General features: G+C 69.0%; 20 protein-coding genes. 12 read left to right on the top strand and 8 right to left on the bottom strand.

The window, feature by feature from the left end:
• The first annotated feature begins 22 nt into the window (after positions 1 to 22).
• A complete protein-coding gene (locus ACFXI3_RS17560; RefSeq protein ID WP_378400403.1) occupies positions 23 to 1,453 on the top strand; it encodes an FAD-binding oxidoreductase in 1,431 nt (476 codons plus the stop codon).
• Positions 1,454 to 1,499: 46 nt separating this feature from the next.
• Here ACFXI3_RS17560 and ACFXI3_RS17555 read toward each other — a convergent pair whose 3' ends face one another.
• On the bottom strand, positions 1,500 to 1,946 hold the full coding sequence (locus ACFXI3_RS17555; protein WP_378400401.1) for a VOC family protein: 447 nt from the start codon (positions 1,944 to 1,946) through the stop codon (positions 1,500 to 1,502).
• 106 nt (positions 1,947 to 2,052) lie between these two features.
• Between ACFXI3_RS17555 and ACFXI3_RS17550 the strand changes: the two genes are divergently transcribed.
• Positions 2,053 to 3,234 (top strand): winged helix DNA-binding domain-containing protein, encoded by a 1,182-nt coding sequence (locus tag ACFXI3_RS17550; RefSeq protein WP_378400399.1) that lies wholly within the window; start codon positions 2,053 to 2,055, stop codon positions 3,232 to 3,234.
• Here ACFXI3_RS17550 and ACFXI3_RS17545 read toward each other — a convergent pair.
• Positions 3,203 to 4,210, bottom strand: coding sequence for an aldo/keto reductase (locus tag ACFXI3_RS17545; RefSeq protein ID WP_378400397.1), 1,008 nt, complete (start codon positions 4,208 to 4,210; stop codon positions 3,203 to 3,205). The genes ACFXI3_RS17550 and ACFXI3_RS17545 overlap by 32 nt on opposite strands.
• A 91-nt stretch (positions 4,211 to 4,301) precedes the next feature.
• On the opposite strand from ACFXI3_RS17545, the gene ACFXI3_RS17540 reads away from it, so the two are divergent.
• Positions 4,302 to 5,204 carry an LD-carboxypeptidase gene (locus ACFXI3_RS17540; protein ID WP_378400395.1) on the top strand — a complete coding sequence of 301 codons (903 nt, stop codon included), beginning with the start codon at positions 4,302 to 4,304 and terminating at the stop codon, positions 5,202 to 5,204.
• Positions 5,205 to 5,751: 547 nt separating this feature from the next.
• Here ACFXI3_RS17540 and ACFXI3_RS17535 read toward each other — a convergent pair.
• Positions 5,752 to 6,222, bottom strand: coding sequence for a dihydrofolate reductase (locus tag ACFXI3_RS17535; protein WP_378400393.1), 471 nt, complete (start codon positions 6,220 to 6,222; stop codon positions 5,752 to 5,754).
• Positions 6,222 to 7,019, bottom strand: a complete 798-nt coding sequence (locus tag ACFXI3_RS17530; RefSeq protein WP_378400391.1) for a thymidylate synthase — start codon at positions 7,017 to 7,019, stop codon at positions 6,222 to 6,224. The genes ACFXI3_RS17535 and ACFXI3_RS17530 overlap by 1 nt, the downstream gene beginning before the upstream one ends.
• Positions 7,020 to 7,112: 93 nt before the next feature.
• Between ACFXI3_RS17530 and ACFXI3_RS17525 the strand changes: the two genes are divergently transcribed.
• Both ACFXI3_RS17525 and ACFXI3_RS17520 read left to right on the top strand, forming a co-directional pair.
• Positions 7,113 to 8,321 carry a cytochrome P450 gene (locus ACFXI3_RS17525; RefSeq protein WP_378400389.1) on the top strand — a complete coding sequence of 403 codons (1,209 nt, stop codon included), beginning with the start codon at positions 7,113 to 7,115 and terminating at the stop codon, positions 8,319 to 8,321.
• 60 nt (positions 8,322 to 8,381) lie between these two features.
• Positions 8,382 to 9,275: a hypothetical protein gene (locus ACFXI3_RS17520; RefSeq protein WP_378400387.1), complete on the top strand. Its 894-nt coding sequence runs from the start codon at positions 8,382 to 8,384 to the stop codon at positions 9,273 to 9,275.
• A gap of 4 nt (positions 9,276 to 9,279) precedes the next feature.
• Here the strand turns inward: ACFXI3_RS17520 and ACFXI3_RS17515 are convergent, their stop codons facing one another.
• The gene (locus ACFXI3_RS17515; RefSeq protein WP_378400385.1) at positions 9,280 to 9,786 is read right to left on the bottom strand and encodes a DUF1453 domain-containing protein; all 507 of its coding nucleotides are present in this window, start codon (positions 9,784 to 9,786) and stop codon (positions 9,280 to 9,282) included.
• A 138-nt stretch (positions 9,787 to 9,924) separates the two neighbouring features.
• On the opposite strand from ACFXI3_RS17515, the gene ACFXI3_RS17510 reads away from it, so the two are divergent.
• The 3 genes from ACFXI3_RS17510 to ACFXI3_RS17500 all read left to right on the top strand — a co-directional run bounded on the left by ACFXI3_RS17510 (position 9,925) and on the right by ACFXI3_RS17500 (position 12,246).
• On the top strand, positions 9,925 to 10,518 hold the full coding sequence (locus tag ACFXI3_RS17510; RefSeq protein ID WP_378400383.1) for a TetR/AcrR family transcriptional regulator: 594 nt from the start codon (positions 9,925 to 9,927) through the stop codon (positions 10,516 to 10,518).
• Positions 10,519 to 10,770: 252 nt separating this feature from the next.
• Positions 10,771 to 11,454, top strand: a complete 684-nt coding sequence (locus ACFXI3_RS17505; RefSeq protein ID WP_344271287.1) for a papain-like cysteine protease family protein — start codon at positions 10,771 to 10,773, stop codon at positions 11,452 to 11,454.
• 9 nt (positions 11,455 to 11,463) lie between these two features.
• Positions 11,464 to 12,246, top strand: coding sequence for a hypothetical protein (locus ACFXI3_RS17500; RefSeq protein ID WP_378400381.1), 783 nt, complete (start codon positions 11,464 to 11,466; stop codon positions 12,244 to 12,246).
• Here the strand turns inward: ACFXI3_RS17500 and ACFXI3_RS17495 are convergent.
• Positions 12,233 to 13,168 carry a helix-turn-helix transcriptional regulator gene (locus tag ACFXI3_RS17495; RefSeq protein WP_344271281.1) on the bottom strand — a complete coding sequence of 312 codons (936 nt, stop codon included), beginning with the start codon at positions 13,166 to 13,168 and terminating at the stop codon, positions 12,233 to 12,235. The genes ACFXI3_RS17500 and ACFXI3_RS17495 overlap by 14 nt on opposite strands.
• 107 nt (positions 13,169 to 13,275) lie before the next feature.
• Complete coding sequence (locus tag ACFXI3_RS17490; protein WP_344271278.1) at positions 13,276 to 13,716, bottom strand: MarR family transcriptional regulator; 441 nt, start codon at positions 13,714 to 13,716, stop codon at positions 13,276 to 13,278.
• Between the two features lie 129 nt (positions 13,717 to 13,845).
• On the opposite strand from ACFXI3_RS17490, the gene ACFXI3_RS17485 reads away from it, so the two are divergent.
• Positions 13,846 to 14,916 carry an LLM class flavin-dependent oxidoreductase gene (locus ACFXI3_RS17485; protein WP_378400378.1) on the top strand — a complete coding sequence of 357 codons (1,071 nt, stop codon included), beginning with the start codon at positions 13,846 to 13,848 and terminating at the stop codon, positions 14,914 to 14,916.
• Positions 14,913 to 15,446 carry an NAD(P)H-dependent oxidoreductase gene (locus tag ACFXI3_RS17480; RefSeq protein ID WP_378400376.1) on the top strand — a complete coding sequence of 178 codons (534 nt, stop codon included), beginning with the start codon at positions 14,913 to 14,915 and terminating at the stop codon, positions 15,444 to 15,446. The genes ACFXI3_RS17485 and ACFXI3_RS17480 overlap by 4 nt, the downstream gene beginning before the upstream one ends.
• On the opposite strand, the gene ACFXI3_RS17475 is transcribed toward ACFXI3_RS17480, so the two are convergent.
• Positions 15,398 to 16,306, bottom strand: a complete 909-nt coding sequence (locus ACFXI3_RS17475) for a LysR family transcriptional regulator (RefSeq protein ID WP_378400374.1) — start codon at positions 16,304 to 16,306, stop codon at positions 15,398 to 15,400. The two genes, ACFXI3_RS17480 and ACFXI3_RS17475, sit on opposite strands and share 49 nt — an antisense overlap.
• A 107-nt stretch (positions 16,307 to 16,413) precedes the next feature.
• Here ACFXI3_RS17475 and ACFXI3_RS17470 point away from each other — a divergent pair, with 107 nt between their 5' ends.
• Positions 16,414 to 16,803, top strand: coding sequence for a hypothetical protein (locus ACFXI3_RS17470; RefSeq protein ID WP_344271266.1), 390 nt, complete (start codon positions 16,414 to 16,416; stop codon positions 16,801 to 16,803).
• Entirely contained in the window at positions 16,800 to 18,374 is a 1,575-nt protein-coding gene (locus ACFXI3_RS17465) for a multicopper oxidase family protein (RefSeq protein WP_378400372.1), read from the top strand. Before ACFXI3_RS17470 ends, ACFXI3_RS17465 begins: the two co-directional genes overlap by 4 nt.
• Positions 18,375 to 18,405: the final 31 nt, after the last annotated feature.

The following is an 18,405-nucleotide window of genomic DNA, read 5'->3' as shown; positions in this document are numbered from 1 at the left end:
CCGAGCCGTGGAGGGGTCGACCATGACGTTGAGCCGTCGTCGTCTTTTGCAGTTGTCCGCGGTCGCCGCGGGCACGGCCGTGGTCGGGGCCGGAACCGTCGCGGAGGCCGCCGGAAAGGAACCGGACTGGGCCGCGTTGCGCAGGCGGCTGCACGGCGCGCTGCTGCAGCGAAATCACGCCGGCTACGAGGAAATCCGGCCGCCGTTCAACATCCTTTACGACGACCGCTACCCGCCGGCGATCGCGCGCTGCGCCGACACCGACGACGTCCGGAAATGCCTGGAGTTCGCCGGGGAAAACCGCATCGCGTTCGCGGCCCGCAGCGGCGGCCACAGTTATGTCGCCTATTCCACTCCGGGCGACGGATTGGTCGCGGATCTCAAGCTGATGAACCGCGTGGCGGTCCGCCGGAACGGCACTGCGGTCGTCGGCCCCGGCACGCGGCTGATCGACGTCTATCACGCGCTGGCCGCGGAAGGCCGCGCGCTGCCGGGCGGAACCTGCGGTTCGGTCGGCATCGCCGGGCTCGCGCTCGGCGGCGGAATCGGCGTGCTGATGCGGAAATACGGGCTGACCTGCGACCACCTGGCCGGTGCGAAGGTGGTGACGCCGGGCGATCTGCGGGTGCGTTCGGTCGACCCTGGTTCGGACCTCGGCTGGGCGCTCACCGGCGGAGGCGGCGGGAACTTCGGCGTCACCACGGAATTCACCTTCCGCACAGTGCCCGCGCCGCCGCGGGTCACGGTGTTCGTGGTGAACTTCCCCGAGGGATCCGGCACCGACGTTTACGGGGCCTGGCAGGACTGGATCACCGCCGCGCCAAGGGAATTCTGGTCGAACATCTCGGTGCTCGGCGGCCCGAATCCGGCCGCGGGCGTCCCCGGCTGTCTCCTCGGCGGCGAGCAGCAGGCGCGCGAACTCATCGCCGACCTGGAACGCCGAGCCGGAGTCAAGGGCACCGTGAGCGGCTTCCAGGAGACCGATTATCTGGGTGCGATGGATTTCTGGTCCGGAAACCTGGGACGTCGCCGATTCATGGCCGCGTCTCGGGTTCTGACAAGGAAAGCGGATCCGGCACAGATGAGCGCGCTCGTCACCGGCGAGACGAAAGTCGCGCTGGAAGTGAACCCGCTCGACGCGGCGGTCTCCGACGTCCGGCCTACCGACACCGCGTTCGCGCACCGCGGCGTTTTCGGCGACGTGCAGGTTTATCTCAGCGCGGACCCGGACGTCGACCGGGAGACGGCGAAGCACGAAGTGAACGACGTCCAGGCGCGGCTGGCGAAATTCGCCACCGGCGGCGCGTACGTCAACTACATCAACGACGACCAGAAGGATTGGGCCACCGCGTACTACGGGGTGAATCTCGGGACGCTCCGGGCGGTAGCGGCGAAGTACGACCCGAGTGGGGTGCTCGCGTTCGAGCAGGGTCTCTCGCCGCGCCCGGTGTGAAAGCCGGTCTGCGGCCGGCGCAGGACTCCGGCCGCAGACCGGCGGGCTAGGCGGCGACCTGCAGGATCCAGGTGACGCCGAAGCGGTCCCGGAGCATGCCGAACCCCGGGGCCCACTGGGACGGGCCGAACTGCTCGATCACCGTCGCGTCCTCGGACAGCTTCTTCCAGAACTCGCCGACCTCGTCGACGGAATCGCCGCCGACGGACAGGAAGAACTTCTCCGTGGTGACGGTCATCCCGTTCTCGCGGGTGGTCTCGCCGACCGGCGCGGCGGCGGCGAGGCCGGGGACGTCGTAGGCCATCACCTGGAATCCGTTCTCGCCGGCGACCTGACCGAACACCACGTGGTCCGCGCCGGGCGCGTCCTTGGGCATCCCGAAGTCGCCGTAGGTCGCGATGCGGATCTCCCCGCCGAACACCGACCGGTAGAACTCGAGCGCCTCCCTGGCCTCGCCCCGGAAATTCAAGTGGGCGACGGCGTGCACTGCCATGATTTCGACTCCTCGGTTCCAGCGCCGGACTCGTTCCCGCGCTGGAACCGAGACTCGCAGCAGTAGCGGTCAGGCAGTGGCCGCTATTTCCGGCATGATCGAAACCATGCGAAAGGTGACCGACGACGAACGACGAGACCGCATCGGGCTGCGGCACGCGCTGGCGGCCGCCGCGCCCGGAGTGGAGGCCGCCGTGCGCGCGGTCACGTGCTTGCACGCGACCGAGGCCAGCAGCATCTACCTGTCCGCGTACGCCCGTTCCCGCGCCGACCGGGCGTCCATTTCGGACGCATTGTTCGGGCAGCGCACGGTGGTGCGGCAGTTGGCGATGCGCCGGACTGTGTTCGCGTTTCCGGTCGATTTGTTCGCTGCGGCAAGGGGAAGCGCGTCGGCCCGGGTCGTCCGGCAGATGGCCGCGCGGCTGGCCAAGGACGCCGAACTGGCCGGGATCGACGACGGTCCGGCTTGGGTTGCCGACAGGTGCGCCGAGGCACTCGCCGCGATCCGCGAGGAACCCGGAACCACAGCGCAGCTACGCGCCCGCCTCCCCGAGCTGAGCACCCGGATCGCTGCTGAAGGACGGCCCACCGTCCTCGCTCCGGTGGGCTCGCGCGTCCTCTCCGTGCTCGCGGCTGGCGGTTCGGTCGTGCGCGGGGACAACGCCGGTCGCTGGCAGACGTCGCGTCCAGTGTGGACGGCGGTTGAGCAGTGGCTCGGCGAGGACCCGGGGGCGCTGGACGAACGGGAGGGCTACCGGGAGCTAGTGCGGCGATGGCTGTGGTCGTTCGGGCCGGGGACCGAGGACGACCTGGTGTGGTGGCTCGGCGCGACGAAAACCGCGGTCCGCCGGGCGCTGGACGACGTCGACGCGACGCCTGCCCTGCTGGAGGACGGGACCCCGGCGTGGCTGCATCCCGACGACGAGGACGAGGTCCTCCTCGACGGCGACTGGGCGGCGCTCCTCCCGACCCTCGACCCGACCACCATGGGCTGGCGCCGCCGCGACTTCTACCTCGGCGACCACGGCCCGCACCTCTTCGACGGCGCGGGCAACGCCGGTCCGACGGCGTGGTGGAACGGGCGGATCGTCGGGACCTGGACGCAGCGGCCGGACGGGACGGTGGAGGTCGTGGCGATCGATCCATTGCCGCGGGCCGCGGTGCGGGCGTTGGACCAGGAGGCCGCGAAGCTCACCGCCTGGTTCGACGGTGAGCTGGTCGCGACCGGTTACGTGTCGCCGCTGGTTCGGGGCCGGGTCAGTCGCGGCGACGGAGCCTCGGGTCGGTAAGCGACGGCGGAACGTACGAGACGTCGATCGGACCCACGTCGGCCCCCGGCGCGACGATCTCGTCAATCCGGTCCAGGACATCGTTGTCCAGCCGGATGTCGGCACCGGCCAGCAGGTCGTCCAGCTGCGGCAACGTCCGAGGCCCGATGATCGCGGACGTCACGGCCGGATGGTTGACCGCGAACGCCAGCGCCAGATGCGTCAGCGAAAGCCCGGCTTCCTCGGCGACCCGCGCGAGCTGCTCGACCGCCGCGTGTTTGCGCTCGTCGCTCATGTGCCGTGGCACGAACCGCAGCTGCGCTTCCCGGAGTTGCTCGCCGCCGGGCCGGTAGCGGCCGGTCAGCAGGCCCATCGCGAGCGGGCTCCACACCAGGACCCCCATGCCGTACCGGTGGCACACCGGCAGGATTTCGCTCTCGATCCCCCGGTTGAGCAGCGAGTACGTCGGCTGCTCGGTCCGCAGCCGGGCGAGCCCCGCGCGTTGCGACACCCACTGGGCTTCGACGATCTCGGAGACCGGGAAGTTCGAGGACCCGACGGCGCGCACCTTCCCGCTGCGCAGCAGGTCGGTCAGCGCGGAGAGGGTTTCCTCCAGATCCGTGTCCGGGTCGGGGTGGTGGAGCTGGTAGAGATCGATGTGGTCAGTTCGCAAGCGCCGCAACGACTGTTCGACCTCCGCGACGATCCAGCGCCGGGAGCTTCCACCGCGGCCCGGGCCCATCGAGCCGTTGACCTTCGTGGCCACCACCACGTCGTCGCGGCGACCCCGCAAAGCCGCGCCGAGGATCTCCTCGGACTCCCCGCCTGGCCCGTAAACGTCAGCGGTGTCAACGAAGTTGATCCCCGCGTCAAGCGCCCGGTGCACCATCCGGACACACTCGCCGTGATCGGGGTTGCCGATCCGCCCGAACTTCATCGTGCCGAGGCAGTAGGCGCTGACCTTGATCCCGGTCCGTCCCAAAAGCCGCATCCGCATGTGCCGGTTTCCTTTCCTGAGCAACGCCACGCTGGCAGAGGAAGCGGCCAGCCAGTGACCGCTACCCCGCGCGATCTGCGAAGGTGATCAGGTGACCGACGTCGTGCTGCCGCCCCGGCTCCGCCCCGGGGACCGGGTCCGGCTCGTCTCCCCGGCGAGCTGGCCAACTGACGAGCTGCTCGCGGAATCCGTGCGTACTCTGGAAAACTGGGGGCTGACCGTCGAAGTCGGCAAGCACGCCCTCGATCGGCACGGCTACCTCGCCGGGCTAGACGAGGACCGGTTAGCCGACCTCAACGACGCCTACCGCGATCCCGGCGTACGCGCGGTCATCGCCACTCGCGGCGGGGCCGGGGCGTACCGGATCGCGGACGGGATCGATTTCGCGGCGGTGCGCGCGGATCCCAAGCCGCTTATGGGGTTCAGCGACATCACCAACCTGCACCTCGCGCTGTGGCGGCACTGCCGGATCGCCGGAATCCACGGCTTCCTCGCCGGCGAGCGCTCCGCCGAATCGACCCGGCGGCTGCTGTTCGAGCCCGAGCCCACGACGCTGCACCGCGACCCGAACTCGCTCACTGCCGCGGTGTCGTTTCCCGGCACCGCCACTGGGAACCTCGTCGGCGGTCACCTCGGCACCGTCATCGGGTTCATCGGCGCCGGACTGCCCAGCCTCGACGGCGCGATCCTCTTCCTCGAAGCCCCGCGCGCGATCGGGCTCGGCCAGGTCGACCGGCAGCTGACGCACCTCATGCGATCCGGTTCACTGCGCGGCCTGCGCGGGGTCGCACTCGGCCGGTTCCCCGGGTTCGAGGACTACACCGACCGCGGCTGGACCGTGCTCGACGTGCTGCGCGACCGGCTAGGCGCGCTGGACGTCCCGGTGCTCGGCGGCATCGACGTCGGCCACGGCACCGCCCCACTGTCACTCCCGCTCGGGCCGGTCGCGACGCTGAGAGAGGACACGCTGACCGTCGGGGCCGCGGTGTCGTGAGTGTTTATTCCGGTTAGAACCGGCTGCTGTCTACGGTAGCGAGCGCCCCAATGCCACATTGGGTGCGTCAGATGCACCCAATGTGGCGTTCGGTGCGTCAGATGCACCCAATGCCACATTGGGGATTTCTCAGTGGTGCGGTGTGTGGTGGGTTCGTTGCAGCGGTGGCTGGGGCCAGCCTGGTCGCGTGGCTCCGTTCCTGGCGAAAGTCCGTGAGGGGAACCCTGAGGGACTCTGAGTCCGTCAGGGTTCCCCTCACGGACTTTCGGCATCACGCGTCAGGCCAGCCGCGCGACGCGAGAACCCCGCGCAAACCGGGGTCTACCCGCAGGGCTGCGCGGTGGCATGCGGCGCGGGGCCGCGACAGCTGCGGCGACGCGGCCGACCCTCGCCACGCCGCTCCCCGCGCCCGCAGACGTCCTTCACGGACCTCCCCAAGGCCTACTACTGAGAAAACCTCATTGGGACGCAAGACCGCGCGCAACACGGACCCGCAGAGCACCGCGGCCTCGGGAGTGCCGATGCCGGTTAGAACCGACATCCCAGCTCACGAGGTTCCGGAGACCCAGCTCAGGTGCCGGTAGTGCAGCCCGTTCTTCGACTCCTGCCATTCCCCGACGGTGTCCGGTTCCCGGCCGATCTCCGGCGCGTAGACGTCGCCCTCGAAGGACTCGCGGAGTTCGGTCACCTCGATCCGGTCGGCGAACGGCAGCGACTCCTGGTAGATCCGCGCGCCGCCCATCACCCATACGTCACCGTCGGCGGCCGCAAACGCTTGCTCCAGGCTGGGGAACGTCTCCGCGCCTTCTTGCGGCGTGCGGGACACCACCAGGTTCCGCCGTCCCGGCAGCGGCCGGACGCGTTCCGGCAGCGACTCCCACGTCCGCCGGCCCATCAGCACGGTCGCGCCCGCGGTCACCGTGCGGAAGTGCTTCATGTCCTCCGGAATGTGCCACGGCAAGGCGTTGTCGCGGCCGATGACGCGGTTCGCCGACTGTGCCCAGATGAGTCCGATCATCAGACGGCCACCGGAGCCTTGATGCCGGGGTGCGGGTCGTAGCCCTCCAGCGAGATGTCCTCGTAGCGGTAGTCGAACAGGCTCTCCACCGGCTTCAGGCTCAGCGACGGGAACGGCCGCGCGTCCCGGGAGAGCTGCTTGCGCACCTGGTCGACGTGGTTGTCGTAGATGTGACAGTCGCCGCCGGTCCAGACGAAATCGCCGACGCGCAGGCCGACCTGGTCGGCGATCATGTGCGTCAGCAGGGCGTAGCTCGCGATGTTGAACGGGACGCCGAGGAAGAGGTCCGCGCTGCGCTGGTACAGCTGGCAGGACAGCTCGCCGTTGGCCACGTAGAACTGGAAGAACGCGTGGCACGGCGGCAGCGCCATCTGCGGAATGTCCCCGACGTTCCACGCCGACACGATGATGCGCCGCGAATCCGGGTTCTCGCGCAGGGTGCGGAGGACGTCGCTGATCTGGTCGGCATGCCCGCCGTCAGGAGTCGGCCAGGACCGCCATTGGACTCCGTAGACCGGGCCGAGGTCGCCGTCCTCAGCGGCCCATTCGTCCCAGATCGTGACGCCGTGGTCACGCAGCCAGTTCACGTTCGAGTCGCCGCGCAGGAACCACAGCAGTTCGTACGCGATCGAGCGGAAGTGCACCTTCTTCGTGGTGATCAGCGGGAATCCGTCGGCCAGCCGGTAGCGCAGCTGGTGCCCGAAAATCGACCGGGTGCCCGTACCGGTGCGATCCCCCTTCTGGGCTCCCGTGTCGAGCACGTGCTGAAGCAGGTCTTCGTACTGCGTGTCCGGCATGTCCGCGGATGTTAGTCGAGACAGCGCCGTGTCAGCCGGATATCAGCCGCGGCGGTGACGCTGGTCGCACCACCACACAGAGGGGGATCTCCGATGACACGCCCACCCGGCCTGCCGCTCGAGCGCGACGCAGGCCCGTTCGCCCCGCCGTCCGCCATCACCAGGCTGCGGGAGTCCCGGCCGGTGAGCCCGCTGAAGTTCCCGGACGGGCACGACGGCTGGCTGATCACCGGCTACGACGCGGTCCGCCAGGCGCTCGCCGACCCGCGGTTCAGTTCGCGCCAGGACCTCGGCCCGGTGCATGTGCCATATGAAACGCCGAGCATGCCGGAAGCGCAGGAGGAGTTCGAACCGTCGCCGCAGACGCCCGGCCTGTTCATCACGATGGACCCGCCGGACCACGGCCGGCTGCGCCGGAAGCTCACCGGCACGTTCACCGTCAACCGGATGAAACGGCTCGAGGAGCACATCGCCGAAATCTCCGAACGGCAGCTCGACCATCTCGCCGAATGCCCGAAACCGGCTGACCTGGTGACGGAATTCGCGCTTCCGGTGCCGTCGCTGGTGATCTGCGAAATGCTCGGGGTGCCGTATTCGGACCGGGAAATGTTCCAGAAGAATTCCTCGCAGATCATGCTCCGGGACCAGAGCATCGAGGACAAGATGGCCGCTTGGACGGCGATCTCGTCGTACCTCGGCGAACTCGCGGTGAGCAAGCGTGCGGACCCCGGCGCGGACATCCTGTCCGACCTGGCCCGCGACGACGACCTGAGCATCGAGGAACTCGTCGGGATCGGGTTCCTGCTGCTGCTCGCCGGGCACGAAACGACCGCGAACATGCTGGCGCTCGGCACTTTCGCGTTGCTGGAGAACCCGGAGCAGATGGCGGCACTGCGGGCCGATCCGGACCTGATTCCCGGCGCGGTCGAGGAACTGCTGCGCTATCTCGCCGTAGTCGACGTCCTTTTCCGGTACGCGGCCGAAGACCTCGAACTCGGCGGCGAAAAGATCAGCAAGGGATCGACCGTTCTTATTTCGATGTTGGCCGCCAACCGCGATCCTTCGCATTTTCCCGACGGCGAGGCTCTCGATGTCGAACGGAAAGCGCGCACACATCTGTCGTTCGGGCACGGCGTGCACCAATGCCTCGGCCAGCAACTCGCCCGGATCGAAATGCGCGCGGGTTTCGCCGGACTGCTGCGCCGCTTCCCGACGCTCGCGCTCGCGGTCCCGCCGGAGGAGGTGCCGCTGCGGACCGGCATGAACATCTACGGCGTCCACGAACTGCCCGTGACCTGGTGAAACCGCACGCGTCAACAGATCAGTTGACGCGTGCGCACGTCAACGTATACGTTGACAACCATGGCAGACTCCGTGCAGGAAATGGCCGCCCGATACTTCCGGCAACGCAGAAACCCCTTCCTCGACGAACTGGTGCGCACGGCGAGATCCGGACGCCAACCCGGCGAAGACCTCAGCGCCGAGGACGCGGCAGGCGCGTTGCACCTGGTCCCGGACGTCCGCGGCGACCTGGACCGGGCGGAGGTCACGCTGATCGAATCGGTCCTCGACCGCGGCTGGACCTGGGAACAGCTGGGGGCGGAGTACGGCAACCGGTCCAAGCAGGCGATGCAGCAGCACTACCGGCGGCGCGGCGGGAAACGTTCCTGGCCAGCAGGGGAACGCCCGCCGCGCGCCGGATCACCGCACCGCCTGGGCGACGAGGACCTCGACCCAGCCGACGTGGCGAAGGTGCGTGAAGCGATCAGCGCCCTGCTCGCCACCGCGCACGACGTCGCCGAAACCCACACCGTCGACGGGGTGTGGACCGCGGGCGAACCGATCCTGGAAGAGATCTCGACGGTCGGCCTGGATCCGTTGCCCCGCTTGGAAGTCGCGTGCGCCACCGCGGCCCGGGCCATCTCGGACATGGTCATCGCGGGCTGGGAACGCCGCGATCCGGGACGGGAGGAGCGGCGGCGGCAGTCGTGGACGGTGCGGCTCGAAGACGAGATGCGGGACATGGCGTCCTGGCTCGACCGGGAACCGCAAGGACGGCCCCTCCCCCGCGTCGACCGTCCGCTGACCGTCGGGACGACCACCGCCGTACGGGCGGACCACGTCGAGATCGCCGCCGAGGACGTCGAGCAGGTACAGGAGTCGATCAGCCTGACGCTCGACCGGCTCGAAGCCCACCGCGCCGTGTTCGACCAGGTCATCGACGAACTGCGACGCCGGCAGGCCGAATTGTCCTGAGCCGTCAGCGGACCCGGGACTGCAGCCACTTGTCCCACGGCCGTTCCTTGTCCTTGGCGAACGGCACGTCCGCACGCAGCCCGCGCGGGATGAGCACCAGCGCTTCGCCCGCGAAGCTGACCCCGATCGCGAGCTGATACGGCCTCGCCTGTTCGTGCATGCCGAATTTCACTGCCAGCACAGTGAATCCGAGCGACACGGCCACACCGAGCACGAACAGCGCGAGGCTCGACTTGCGGTAGCGCTGCCACAGCTCGCCCTTCTTGGCGTACAGCCGGATCGTCGCCCCGCGCGCCGCGCCGAAGGCGAGACCGACCACGCAGCTGCCGACAATCCACCACACGTCAGCGCTGGTCAGCCCCTTGAAACCGACCACCCCCACGACACCGATGGCGATCAGCACCACCGGCGGCGCGACGGTGTCCCGCCAGTTCAACGGCTCCCCGAGCATCCGGAACACCAGCATCACCACGACGCCGACGACCAAACTCACGAGCACCCACCCGCTCATCGCGGACCCCCTTCACCGAGCGCTGGGCCTCGTGAGTATTCGTGCCGGTCGGCGCAGGCACTCACGACCCCAGCGTTCACCCAATTTGGCACGGTCATGCTAAATCCATCGTGGCATCGTCGTGCTATAAACGCAACCATGCCGAAGATCGTGGTGCCGGAAGACCGGCGGATGGCCGTCAGCGAAGCCGTGGTGCGGGTAGTCCGCCGCTCCGGCGTCGAGGGCGCGACACTCGGCAACGTGGCCAAGGAGGCAGGCCTCGCGATCGGATCGATCCGGCACTACTTCGCCGACCACGAGGCGATGATGATCTTCACCATGGACCAGCTCGGCCGCCGGATCGGCGAGCGCGTGGCGGTCCGCGCGGACCGGCTCCTCGCAGCCGACACCGATCGCCGGACGCTCGTCGAAGACCTGCTCGCCGAGTTCCTCCCGCTCGACGACGACCGCCGGGACGAGGCCGTCGCGTGGCTGGCGTTCACCGTCGCCGCCCGCACCCGGCCGGCGTTCCGCGCGAGCGCCGCCGCCCAGCACCAGTACTTGCGCGACCTGATCACCCGGATCCTGCGCGAGGCCGTCGCGCTCGGCAGGCTTTCCGGGGAACTGGACCTGACCGTCGAGTCGGTCCGGCTTTCCGCGCTGCTCGACGGACTGACCATGCAAGCGGTGCTGCACCCGGAATCGACGCCCCCGGAATTGCTCCGCGACGCACTCCGGCGAAGCCTGCCGTAACCCCCGGTCCCTTGTGGACCAAAGTCCCTCCGGCGCGATTCATCGGTTGTGAACGCGCTGTGAATATTGCGAATTACCAGTCGCCGCGATGAGCGAAACCGCGGCGGTGCCAGTTGTTTTCCCGCAGAACCGGATGTGAACACTCACACGGCGTGCCGGAGCCGTTGCTCTGCGGGAGCGGGCGAGAACACAGTGATGCTCGGCCGGGTCACCCCGGCAAGCTCCCTTCCCCGTCTGGCACAAGGAGATTCGATGGATTACCGACCCACCCGGCGGACAGTCCGGATTACGGTGGCGACCGGGGCAGCCGCGCTTGCCGTGGCGCTGCTGCCGGGCACCGCGCTGGCCCAGTCGACCAACGACGCGAACCAGCCGAACGGCCTCATCAAGACCGCCACGCACACCAAGGTGGTCGAAGTCCAGCCGCTCGGCGGGCACCTGAACCGCGCCGCGCTGCCCGCTTCGAAGCAGCTCTCGTACAACCAGCAGGTGCAGGAAAACGACCAGTGGTGCTGGGCCGCGGACGGCTCCAGCATCGAGCAGTCCCAGGGCGGCTCCGCCTCGCAGGCCGATTTCTGCGCGGCGGGCAAGGGCACCCAGTCCGGGTACTGCCCGAACGAAGGCGGCCAGATCTCGGAGATCGTGCAGGGCTTCATCGGCACCGGGTTCAACGCGGAGAGCGCGAACGGGCCGATCAGCTACGACTCGGTCCAGAACCAGGTCAACTCCGGAATCCTGAACCTGACCGGCATCTACTGGACCTCCGGCGGCGGCCACGCCGAGGTGATCTACGGATACGACACCACGAACAACTCGATCATGGTCGGCGACCCGTGGCCGAGCTACGAGCGTTACCAGACCTGGGACTACACCCAGTACCAGAGCAACGCCCAGTTCAACTGGAACGACACCATCGTCAACATCAAGAAGGGCTGACGAGCCGCCATGGGTGAGATCTGCCGGAAGTTCGCCGCCGGCGCGGCGATCGCGGTCGCGGCGCTCCTGTCCGCCGGCCCCGCCGAGGCCGCCGGGGCCTCGTGGGTCGCGCCGCCGTCGGAGCAGGACGTCGCGGCCGCGGTCAAAGCCGCGGAAACGGCGCGCGCGATCAGTTTCGCCACGTCGAACTTCCGGCAGGTCGGCCACGGCGAGCCCGGCCGGATCACGGTCGGGCACCAGGGAATCCCGGTCTACACGCTCAATCCCGATTTCGTCGCGGCGAAGCCGGGAGCCGCGGCGGGCGTGCTGCGGTCGATCGCGGTGACGGCCACCTCGGCCACCGGTGCGAAAGCCACCCTCCGCGCCGCACCCGACCGCGCCGCGCCGAGCGGCTGGTCGGTCGGGAACGTGTTGTCCGGCAACGACGAGGAGCGGCTCAGCGCCCGGCTGCGCCCGGGTTCGGTGCTGCTGAACGAACCGCAGATCAACGGCTGGTACGACCTCGGCCGCGACGGCGTCGTGCTCCTGCAGGCCAGCCTTCCCCAGTCGCCGGTCGGCCAGTTCACGACGATCGCCGACTACGAGCAGCAGGTGCATTCCCGCTACGCCGACAAACTGCCCGGCTCGGATTACCAGCGGGGCGGCGGAATCGGGTTCAAGCAGACCCTCCAGCGCGACACCGGGCCGGCCGGTTCGCTGACCGTCGGACTGATCGTGTTCGGCTCCGCGGTGGCGGCGGCAGGCGCGTTCCTGTTGTGGCGCTGGACGAAACGCCGGATCAGTCCCAAATGAGATCGACTCCGGCGATGCCTACGCCGAGTTCCTCGAAGTAGGCGCTGACCGTGTTCCCTGGCCCGCAGAACAGCGGCTCGCGGACCAGCAGCTCCAGGTCCTCGCGAGGCCGGACGGTCCGCAGGCAGCGCGCGGGCAGCGCGGCCGGGTCGAAGCGCAGCCGCAGCAGGTACGCCGACATGCGAGAGCGCACGACCCGGTGGAAACTCCCCGGCCGGACCGAGGCGGAGGGACGCAGCGTGAAGCCGAACGTGTGCGTCTCCCCCTCGGCGAGGCCGCGGTCGAAGAGCACCTCGAACACCATCCCCGCCGAGCGCATGCTGCGCCGCACCCGCCCGACCCGGCAGCCGTCGACCGCGATGATCTCCGTCGCCGTCACGTCGCTGCCTTCCTCGTCCTGGTGCGTGACCAGGAAACTGTCCGGTCCGGATCTTCGGGCCCGCACCACCATCGTCGACGTGATCTCCTCGGTCCGGCCCTGCGCGCCGAGGGTCAGCACGTCGACGACCGTCGCGACGTCGAGGTCCGCGTTCTCCTCGACGCCGGGCGTTCCGCTCAGCTCGTCGCGCAGCGCGAACGTTTCGGCCCAGCTCTGCTGAAGTTCCGGCAGCGACGGCCTGCGATCGGCGTCCGCGGTCCGGTGCGGCCCGATCAGCACGACCAGGCTGTCCGGCGGCAGGTTCAGCACCGACTCCAGAGCGCGCACGACGTCGAGCGACCGGGGCGCGGACGGACTGCGCAATCCGCGCTGCCAGTAACTCAGCGTGGACTCCGCGACCGAAACCCCGTGCGCGGCGAGATGCGCGCGAAGCCGCGAAAGGGACAGCCCGCGCCGGTCGACGGCCTCGGACAACGCGCGGTGAAACGGGCCGGACCGGACTGTTCGCGACGACCACCGGACCGCCAAGCTCTGCTGCTGCATCTGGCTTCCCCTGCTCGTGCCGAATAACTGTTCAGCATGAGCAGTTCGTGACCGGGCAACAACCGTCCATGGTCGAGAATCGGACATTTCCCCCGGCTTGGGGAGCCTCAGCCGTCCTCGAGGGTCCGCCAGATGCCCGCCAGAAGGCGCAGCTGCTCGTCGTCCAGCCGGTCGAAGAACAGCGTCCGCAGGTCTTCGTGGTGCCGTCGGCGGGCTTTGCGGATCAGCGCGCGGCCCTGCGCGGTCAAAACGGCGTCGAAGCTGCGGGCGTCTACCGCCGATTGGCGGCGTTCGATCAGGCCGCGGCTGACGAGGCGGTCGGCCAGCCGGGTGAAGCCGCCGGTGGACATCAGCCGCCGCTGCGCGAGGTCGGTCATCCGCATGCCCGCGTCGCCGGCTTCGGCCAACAGGGCTAGCACGCTGTACTCCGCCATGCTCACGTTCAGCGGCGCCAGCCCGTCCGCCAGCGCTCGCCACAGCCGCTCGTGCGTGAAGAGGAACCCGCTCCACGCCTCCTGTTCCAGGTCTCGCAGCCCGTCGCTCGCCATGGCGACACGGTAGCCCGGCCCCGGCAAACGGGTGACCACGGCCGTCACCGGAAATAGTTGTCTGCGCAGACAGGTTAATTCCGGCAGGCTCGGCCGCGGGTGCTGCCGGGCACGCGAAAGGAGTCGACCATGGCTGAACCGCAGACCGCCGCCCAGACCGCTGAGGCGCGGCCGTTCGAAATCGGCATCCTGACCTTCGGAGAACTCACCAAGGACCCGGTTTCCGGGGCACTCCCCTCGCCGCGGCAGCGGGCGCGCGAGACGATCGAGCAGGCGCGGCTCGCTGACGAGGTGGGGCTGGACGTCTTCGGCGTCGGCGAACACCACCGCACCGACTTCGTCGGGTCCGCGCCGGCCATCCTGCTCGCCGCGGCGGCCGAGCGCACCGAGCGGATCCGGCTGACCAGCGCGGTGACCGTGCTGAGCTCCGAGGATCCGGTGCGAGTGTGGGAGCAGTTCGCGACGATCGACCTGTTGTCCGCGGGCCGCGCCGAGATCATCGCGGGCCGCGGCTCGTACACCGAGTCTTTCCCGCTCTTCGGCTACGACCTCGCCGATTACGCCGATCTCTTCCGCGAAAAGCTCGACCTGCTGCTGGCGATCCGCGAGCAGAATCCGTTGACCTGGAAGGGAAAGTTCCGCGCGCCGCTCGACGACGCCGACATCGCGCCGCGCGCCGACGGCCTGCCGATCTGGGTAGGCGTCGGCGGGTCCGCGGCCTCGGCGATCAGCACTGGACGACGCGGGCTGCCGATGGCGATGGCGTTGCTGCTGGGGCCGTTGACGCAGCACGAGCAGACCGCCGCGCTTTACCGGCAGGCCGCGCGGGAGGCCGGGCACGATCCGGCGGCGATCAGCATCAACGTGCACGGATATGTCGGGCGCACCAGCCAGGAAGCGCGCGAGACGATGTATCCGTACTTCGCGCAGGGCATGCTGGAGAACAATCATCAGCGCGGCGAAGGAATGCTGCTGTCCCGGTCCGCTTTCGACGCGCAGGCCTCGCCCGGGTCGGGGCTGCTGGTGGGAAGTCCGGCGGAGCTGATCGAGAAACTGCTTGCCTACCATGAGTTTTACGGCCTGAACCGGGTGCTGGTCCAGCTCGGCTTCGGCGGAATGCCGCAGAAGGCGCACCTCGAAGCGATCGAGCGGCTGGGCACCGAGGTCGCCCCGGTCGTACGGCGGGAGATCGCGTCGTGAGCGGGCTGCGAGTGGCGGTCGTGAACGGGAGCCCGAGCCGGCCGTCCAAGACGATGGGGTTGGTGGACGTCATCCTGGAAACCCTGGGCGGCTTGGTCCCGCTTGAGGCATCCCGGATCGACGTTTACCGGCTGGGGCTCGGCGGAACCAGTGAACGCTCGGACGCGCCGCCGAAGGTCGAGGCCGCGTTGCGGAGTGCGGAAGAAGCTGACCTGCTGATCGCGGCGACACCGGTGTTCCGCGGTTCGTATCCGGGCATGTTCAAGCAGTTCTTCGATCTGGTTGACCAATACGCGCTGGCTGACAAACCCGTCCTGCTGGCGGCGACCGGCGGCGGCGACCACCACGCCCTCGTCTTGGAACACGCGCTGCGGCCGTTGTTCGGGTTTTTCCAGGCCCTGACGCTGCCGGTCGCGATCTTCGCTTCCAGCGGCGATTTCGACGGGACCGTGCTGTTGAATCCGCGCGTGCACGGGAGGATTCAGCTCGCGCTCTCGACCGCGGTCCGGTACCTGCCAGTGCTGAAGTAAGCCACCGCGAATTCCGTCAACCGTTGCGCCGCGGCGGAAAGGTAGGCGTCCGCCCGCCGCACCACCGTCAAGGTCCGATCACAACCCGGAGCATCCAGCTCCAACCCGACGGCCGCCTCGTCCTTGGCGGCTCGTCGGGCCACCTCCGGCACCAAACCGATCCCCAGCCCGCTCGCGATCAGCTGGCCGGTCGCGCCGGGTTCGTCGCTCTCGCAGGAGTAATTCGGCTCCAACCCGGCCTCGGCGAAGAGGCGGTCGGCGAGGGTGCGCGGCCAGTAGCCGGGGCGGGTGGTCACCATGGGCTCGTTCGCGAGGTCCGCCATCCGCACCCGTTTGCGCCGCGCGAGGCGGTGCGTGTTGGGCACGGCGAGAATCACCTCCTCGCGCAGCAGTTCCCGCGCCTGCAGGCCGGGTTGCCGCAGCGGCTGCGAAGCGAAGCACAAATCGACCTCGCCCGCGCACAGTTGCTGCGCCATGGTTTCCGCCGAGGATTGGTACAGCCGCAGCTCGATGCCGGGGTACTCCGCGCGGAAGGCGCTCATCAGGCCGGTGAGCGTGAGCAGGGTTTCCGACGCGACGGCGACCCGGCCGTGCTCGAGGCCGGACAGGTCGACGAGCTCCTGTCGGGCGTCGTCGAGTTCGCGCAGGGCCCGGTCGACGCGGCGCAGGAACGTGGTGCCGAAGTGGTTGAGCCGCAGCCCCCGCCCGGCCCGTTCGAACAGCGGCACGCCGAGATCCGCCTCCAGCCGCGCGATCGCCCGGCTCAGCGACGGCTGCGCGATGTGCAGCTCGGCCGCCGCCTGGCTGAGGTGGCCGCGATAGGCGACCGCCTGGAAGTAGCGCAGTTGCAGCAGGTCCATCCCATAGCTCCGAGGTCATGAGTATATGCCGTTTTTGGTCTTGGACGGCATGAGAAGTTCAGCTTAGCGTCTGTTCGGGGGAAGAGTTACGCGCACAAGGGGGAACAGTGGCCGAAGCGGCCCTTACACGCGGGCGGACGTTGCTGGTGGTGATGCGGGCTTTCGTGACGGTCCACGCCGTCGCGATCCTCGGTCAGCCGGTGTTCGCCGGACGGTACCTGATCGGCGATTACGGCATGCTGGCGATGCACGAACTCGGCGCGAACATCGTGTCGACGGTCGCGCTGGCACAGCTCGTGCCTGCCGCGTTGTACTGGTGGCGAGGCGGCGTCCAGTGGCCGTTCTGGGCGAGCCTGCTGCTGGCCGGCGGCGAGACCGCGCAGTACTTCGCGGGCCTGGCTGGCGCTCTTGACCTGCACATTCCGCTCGGCGTCGCGCTGGTCGCGATCGCGCTCGGGACGCTGTTCGGCATCTGGCGGACCGGGACGCGGCGATGAGCGGGATGTCGCGCCGCCGGTTTCTCGGGCTGGCCGGCGGGGCCGGAGTGGTGCTCACCGCCGGGTTCGTCACCCCGCGGCTGTTCCGGGACGCTGCCGCCACCGGCGAGCTGCTGACCAGCGAAGTTCCGCTGCCGCAACCGTTTCAGGTGCCCTTGCCGGTGCCGCCGGTGCTGAATCCGGTCTCCCGCGACGGTGGTGTCGACCGGTACGAGATCGTCCAGCGGGCGAGCACCGCGGAGATCCTGCCCGGCCTGCGCACGCCGATTTGGGGCTATCAAGGCACTTTCCCCGGCCCGACGATCGAATCCCGCAGCGGCCGGACCACGATCGTGCGGCACCGCAACGAACTTCCGGTGCCGACGGTCGTGCACCTGCACGGCGGACGCACGCCGCCGGAGTCCGACGGATACGCCACCGACCTCGTCCTGCCCGCCGACGGCCGGTATCTGGCCGGCGCCGGGCACGGTCATTCCGGGATGGCCGATCCGGACGCCGTCGTCACCACCGGCACCCGCGAGTACACGTATCCGTTGCGGCAGAAGGCCGCGATGCTCTGGTATCACGACCACCGGATGGATTTCACCGGCCCGGCGGTGTATCGCGGGCTCGCCGGACTGCACGTCGTCCGCGACGCCGAGGAAGACGCCCTGCCGCTGCCGCGCGGCGAGCGGGAGATCCCGCTGATGATCACCGACCGCGCGTTCGCCGAAGACGGATCGATGCGTTACCCGTCGCTCGACCCTTCATTGCGGACCGTTCCCGGTGTCGAAGATGCTTACGCCGCAGGGGTTCTCGGTGACGTGCTGCTGGTGAACGGCGCACCGTGGCCAGTCGCGGAAGTGTCGGCGACCCGATATCGGCTGCGTTTCCTCAACGGTTCCAACGCCCGCCGCTACGACCTCGCACTCGACCCGCCGCCCCCGAGCGGACCCGCGTTCACGCAAATCGGCTCGGATCAAGGCTTGCTCGCTGCCCCGCGCGGGCACGAACATCTGCCGATCGCGCCCGCCGAACGGTATGACCTGGTGGTCGATTTCGGCACCTATCCGGTCGGTACCGAGGTGACGCTGGTCAACCGGCTCGGCACCGGGACCACCGCGCAAGTCATGCGCTTCCGCGTCGTCCGCCGAGCCAAGGACGACAGCCGAATCCCGGCGCGACTGTCCGAAGTGGAGCGACTTGACCGTGCACAAGCGACCGTGACGCGCGAGTTCGCGTTCCGAAGTGGACAGGTCAACGGCAGGCACGGCTGGACCATCGGCGGCGAGGCCTTCACGCCGACGCGCATCGCGGCCCAGCCGAAACTCGGCGACGTCGAGATCTGGCGGTTCGTCGCGGATCTGCACCATCCGATCCACCTGCACCTGGTGCACTTCGAAGTACTTTCCCGCGGCGGCAAGGATCCCGCCCCGCACGACGCGGGCCGAAAGGACACTGTGGACCTTCAGCCCGGCGAGGCGGTCGAGGTGATCGCCCGGTTCGACGGGTATCGCGGGCGGTACATGTTCCATTGCCACAATGCCGAGCACGAGGACATGGGGATGATGGCCACGTTCAAGACCGTCTAGGAGGTGGCGCGGTCACCACGAACCTCGCCAG

It is taken from the genome of Amycolatopsis sp. NPDC059235, assembly GCF_042754125.1.
Lineage (GTDB): Bacteria > Actinomycetota > Actinomycetes > Mycobacteriales > Pseudonocardiaceae > Amycolatopsis > Amycolatopsis albidoflava.
Note: the sequence above shows the minus strand (reverse complement) of the source record. Positions and strands in the feature narration are given on the sequence as shown.

Coding starts and splice junctions, on each gene's coding strand:
- ACFXI3_RS17485 (WP_378400378.1), top strand. CDS start 13,846: ATGGCTGAACCGCAGACCGCCGCCCAGACCGCTGAGGCGCGGCCGTTC.
- ACFXI3_RS17510 (WP_378400383.1), top strand. CDS start 9,925: ATGCCGAAGATCGTGGTGCCGGAAGACCGGCGGATGGCCGTCAGCGAA.
- ACFXI3_RS17520 (WP_378400387.1), top strand. CDS start 8,382: ATGGCAGACTCCGTGCAGGAAATGGCCGCCCGATACTTCCGGCAACGC.
- ACFXI3_RS17545 (WP_378400397.1), bottom strand. CDS start 4,210: ATGCGGATGCGGCTTTTGGGACGGACCGGGATCAAGGTCAGCGCCTAC.
- ACFXI3_RS17535 (WP_378400393.1), bottom strand. CDS start 6,222: ATGATCGGACTCATCTGGGCACAGTCGGCGAACCGCGTCATCGGCCGC.
- ACFXI3_RS17475 (WP_378400374.1), bottom strand. CDS start 16,306: ATGGACCTGCTGCAACTGCGCTACTTCCAGGCGGTCGCCTATCGCGGC.
- ACFXI3_RS17525 (WP_378400389.1), top strand. CDS start 7,113: ATGACACGCCCACCCGGCCTGCCGCTCGAGCGCGACGCAGGCCCGTTC.
- ACFXI3_RS17560 (WP_378400403.1), top strand. CDS start 23: ATGACGTTGAGCCGTCGTCGTCTTTTGCAGTTGTCCGCGGTCGCCGCG.
- ACFXI3_RS17530 (WP_378400391.1), bottom strand. CDS start 7,019: ATGCCGGACACGCAGTACGAAGACCTGCTTCAGCACGTGCTCGACACG.
- ACFXI3_RS17515 (WP_378400385.1), bottom strand. CDS start 9,786: ATGAGCGGGTGGGTGCTCGTGAGTTTGGTCGTCGGCGTCGTGGTGATG.
- ACFXI3_RS17550 (WP_378400399.1), top strand. CDS start 2,053: ATGCGAAAGGTGACCGACGACGAACGACGAGACCGCATCGGGCTGCGG.
- ACFXI3_RS17465 (WP_378400372.1), top strand. CDS start 16,800: ATGAGCGGGATGTCGCGCCGCCGGTTTCTCGGGCTGGCCGGCGGGGCC.
- ACFXI3_RS17490 (WP_344271278.1), bottom strand. CDS start 13,716: ATGGCGAGCGACGGGCTGCGAGACCTGGAACAGGAGGCGTGGAGCGGG.
- ACFXI3_RS17500 (WP_378400381.1), top strand. CDS start 11,464: ATGGGTGAGATCTGCCGGAAGTTCGCCGCCGGCGCGGCGATCGCGGTC.
- ACFXI3_RS17555 (WP_378400401.1), bottom strand. CDS start 1,946: ATGGCAGTGCACGCCGTCGCCCACTTGAATTTCCGGGGCGAGGCCAGG.
- ACFXI3_RS17495 (WP_344271281.1), bottom strand. CDS start 13,168: ATGCAGCAGCAGAGCTTGGCGGTCCGGTGGTCGTCGCGAACAGTCCGG.
- ACFXI3_RS17505 (WP_344271287.1), top strand. CDS start 10,771: ATGGATTACCGACCCACCCGGCGGACAGTCCGGATTACGGTGGCGACC.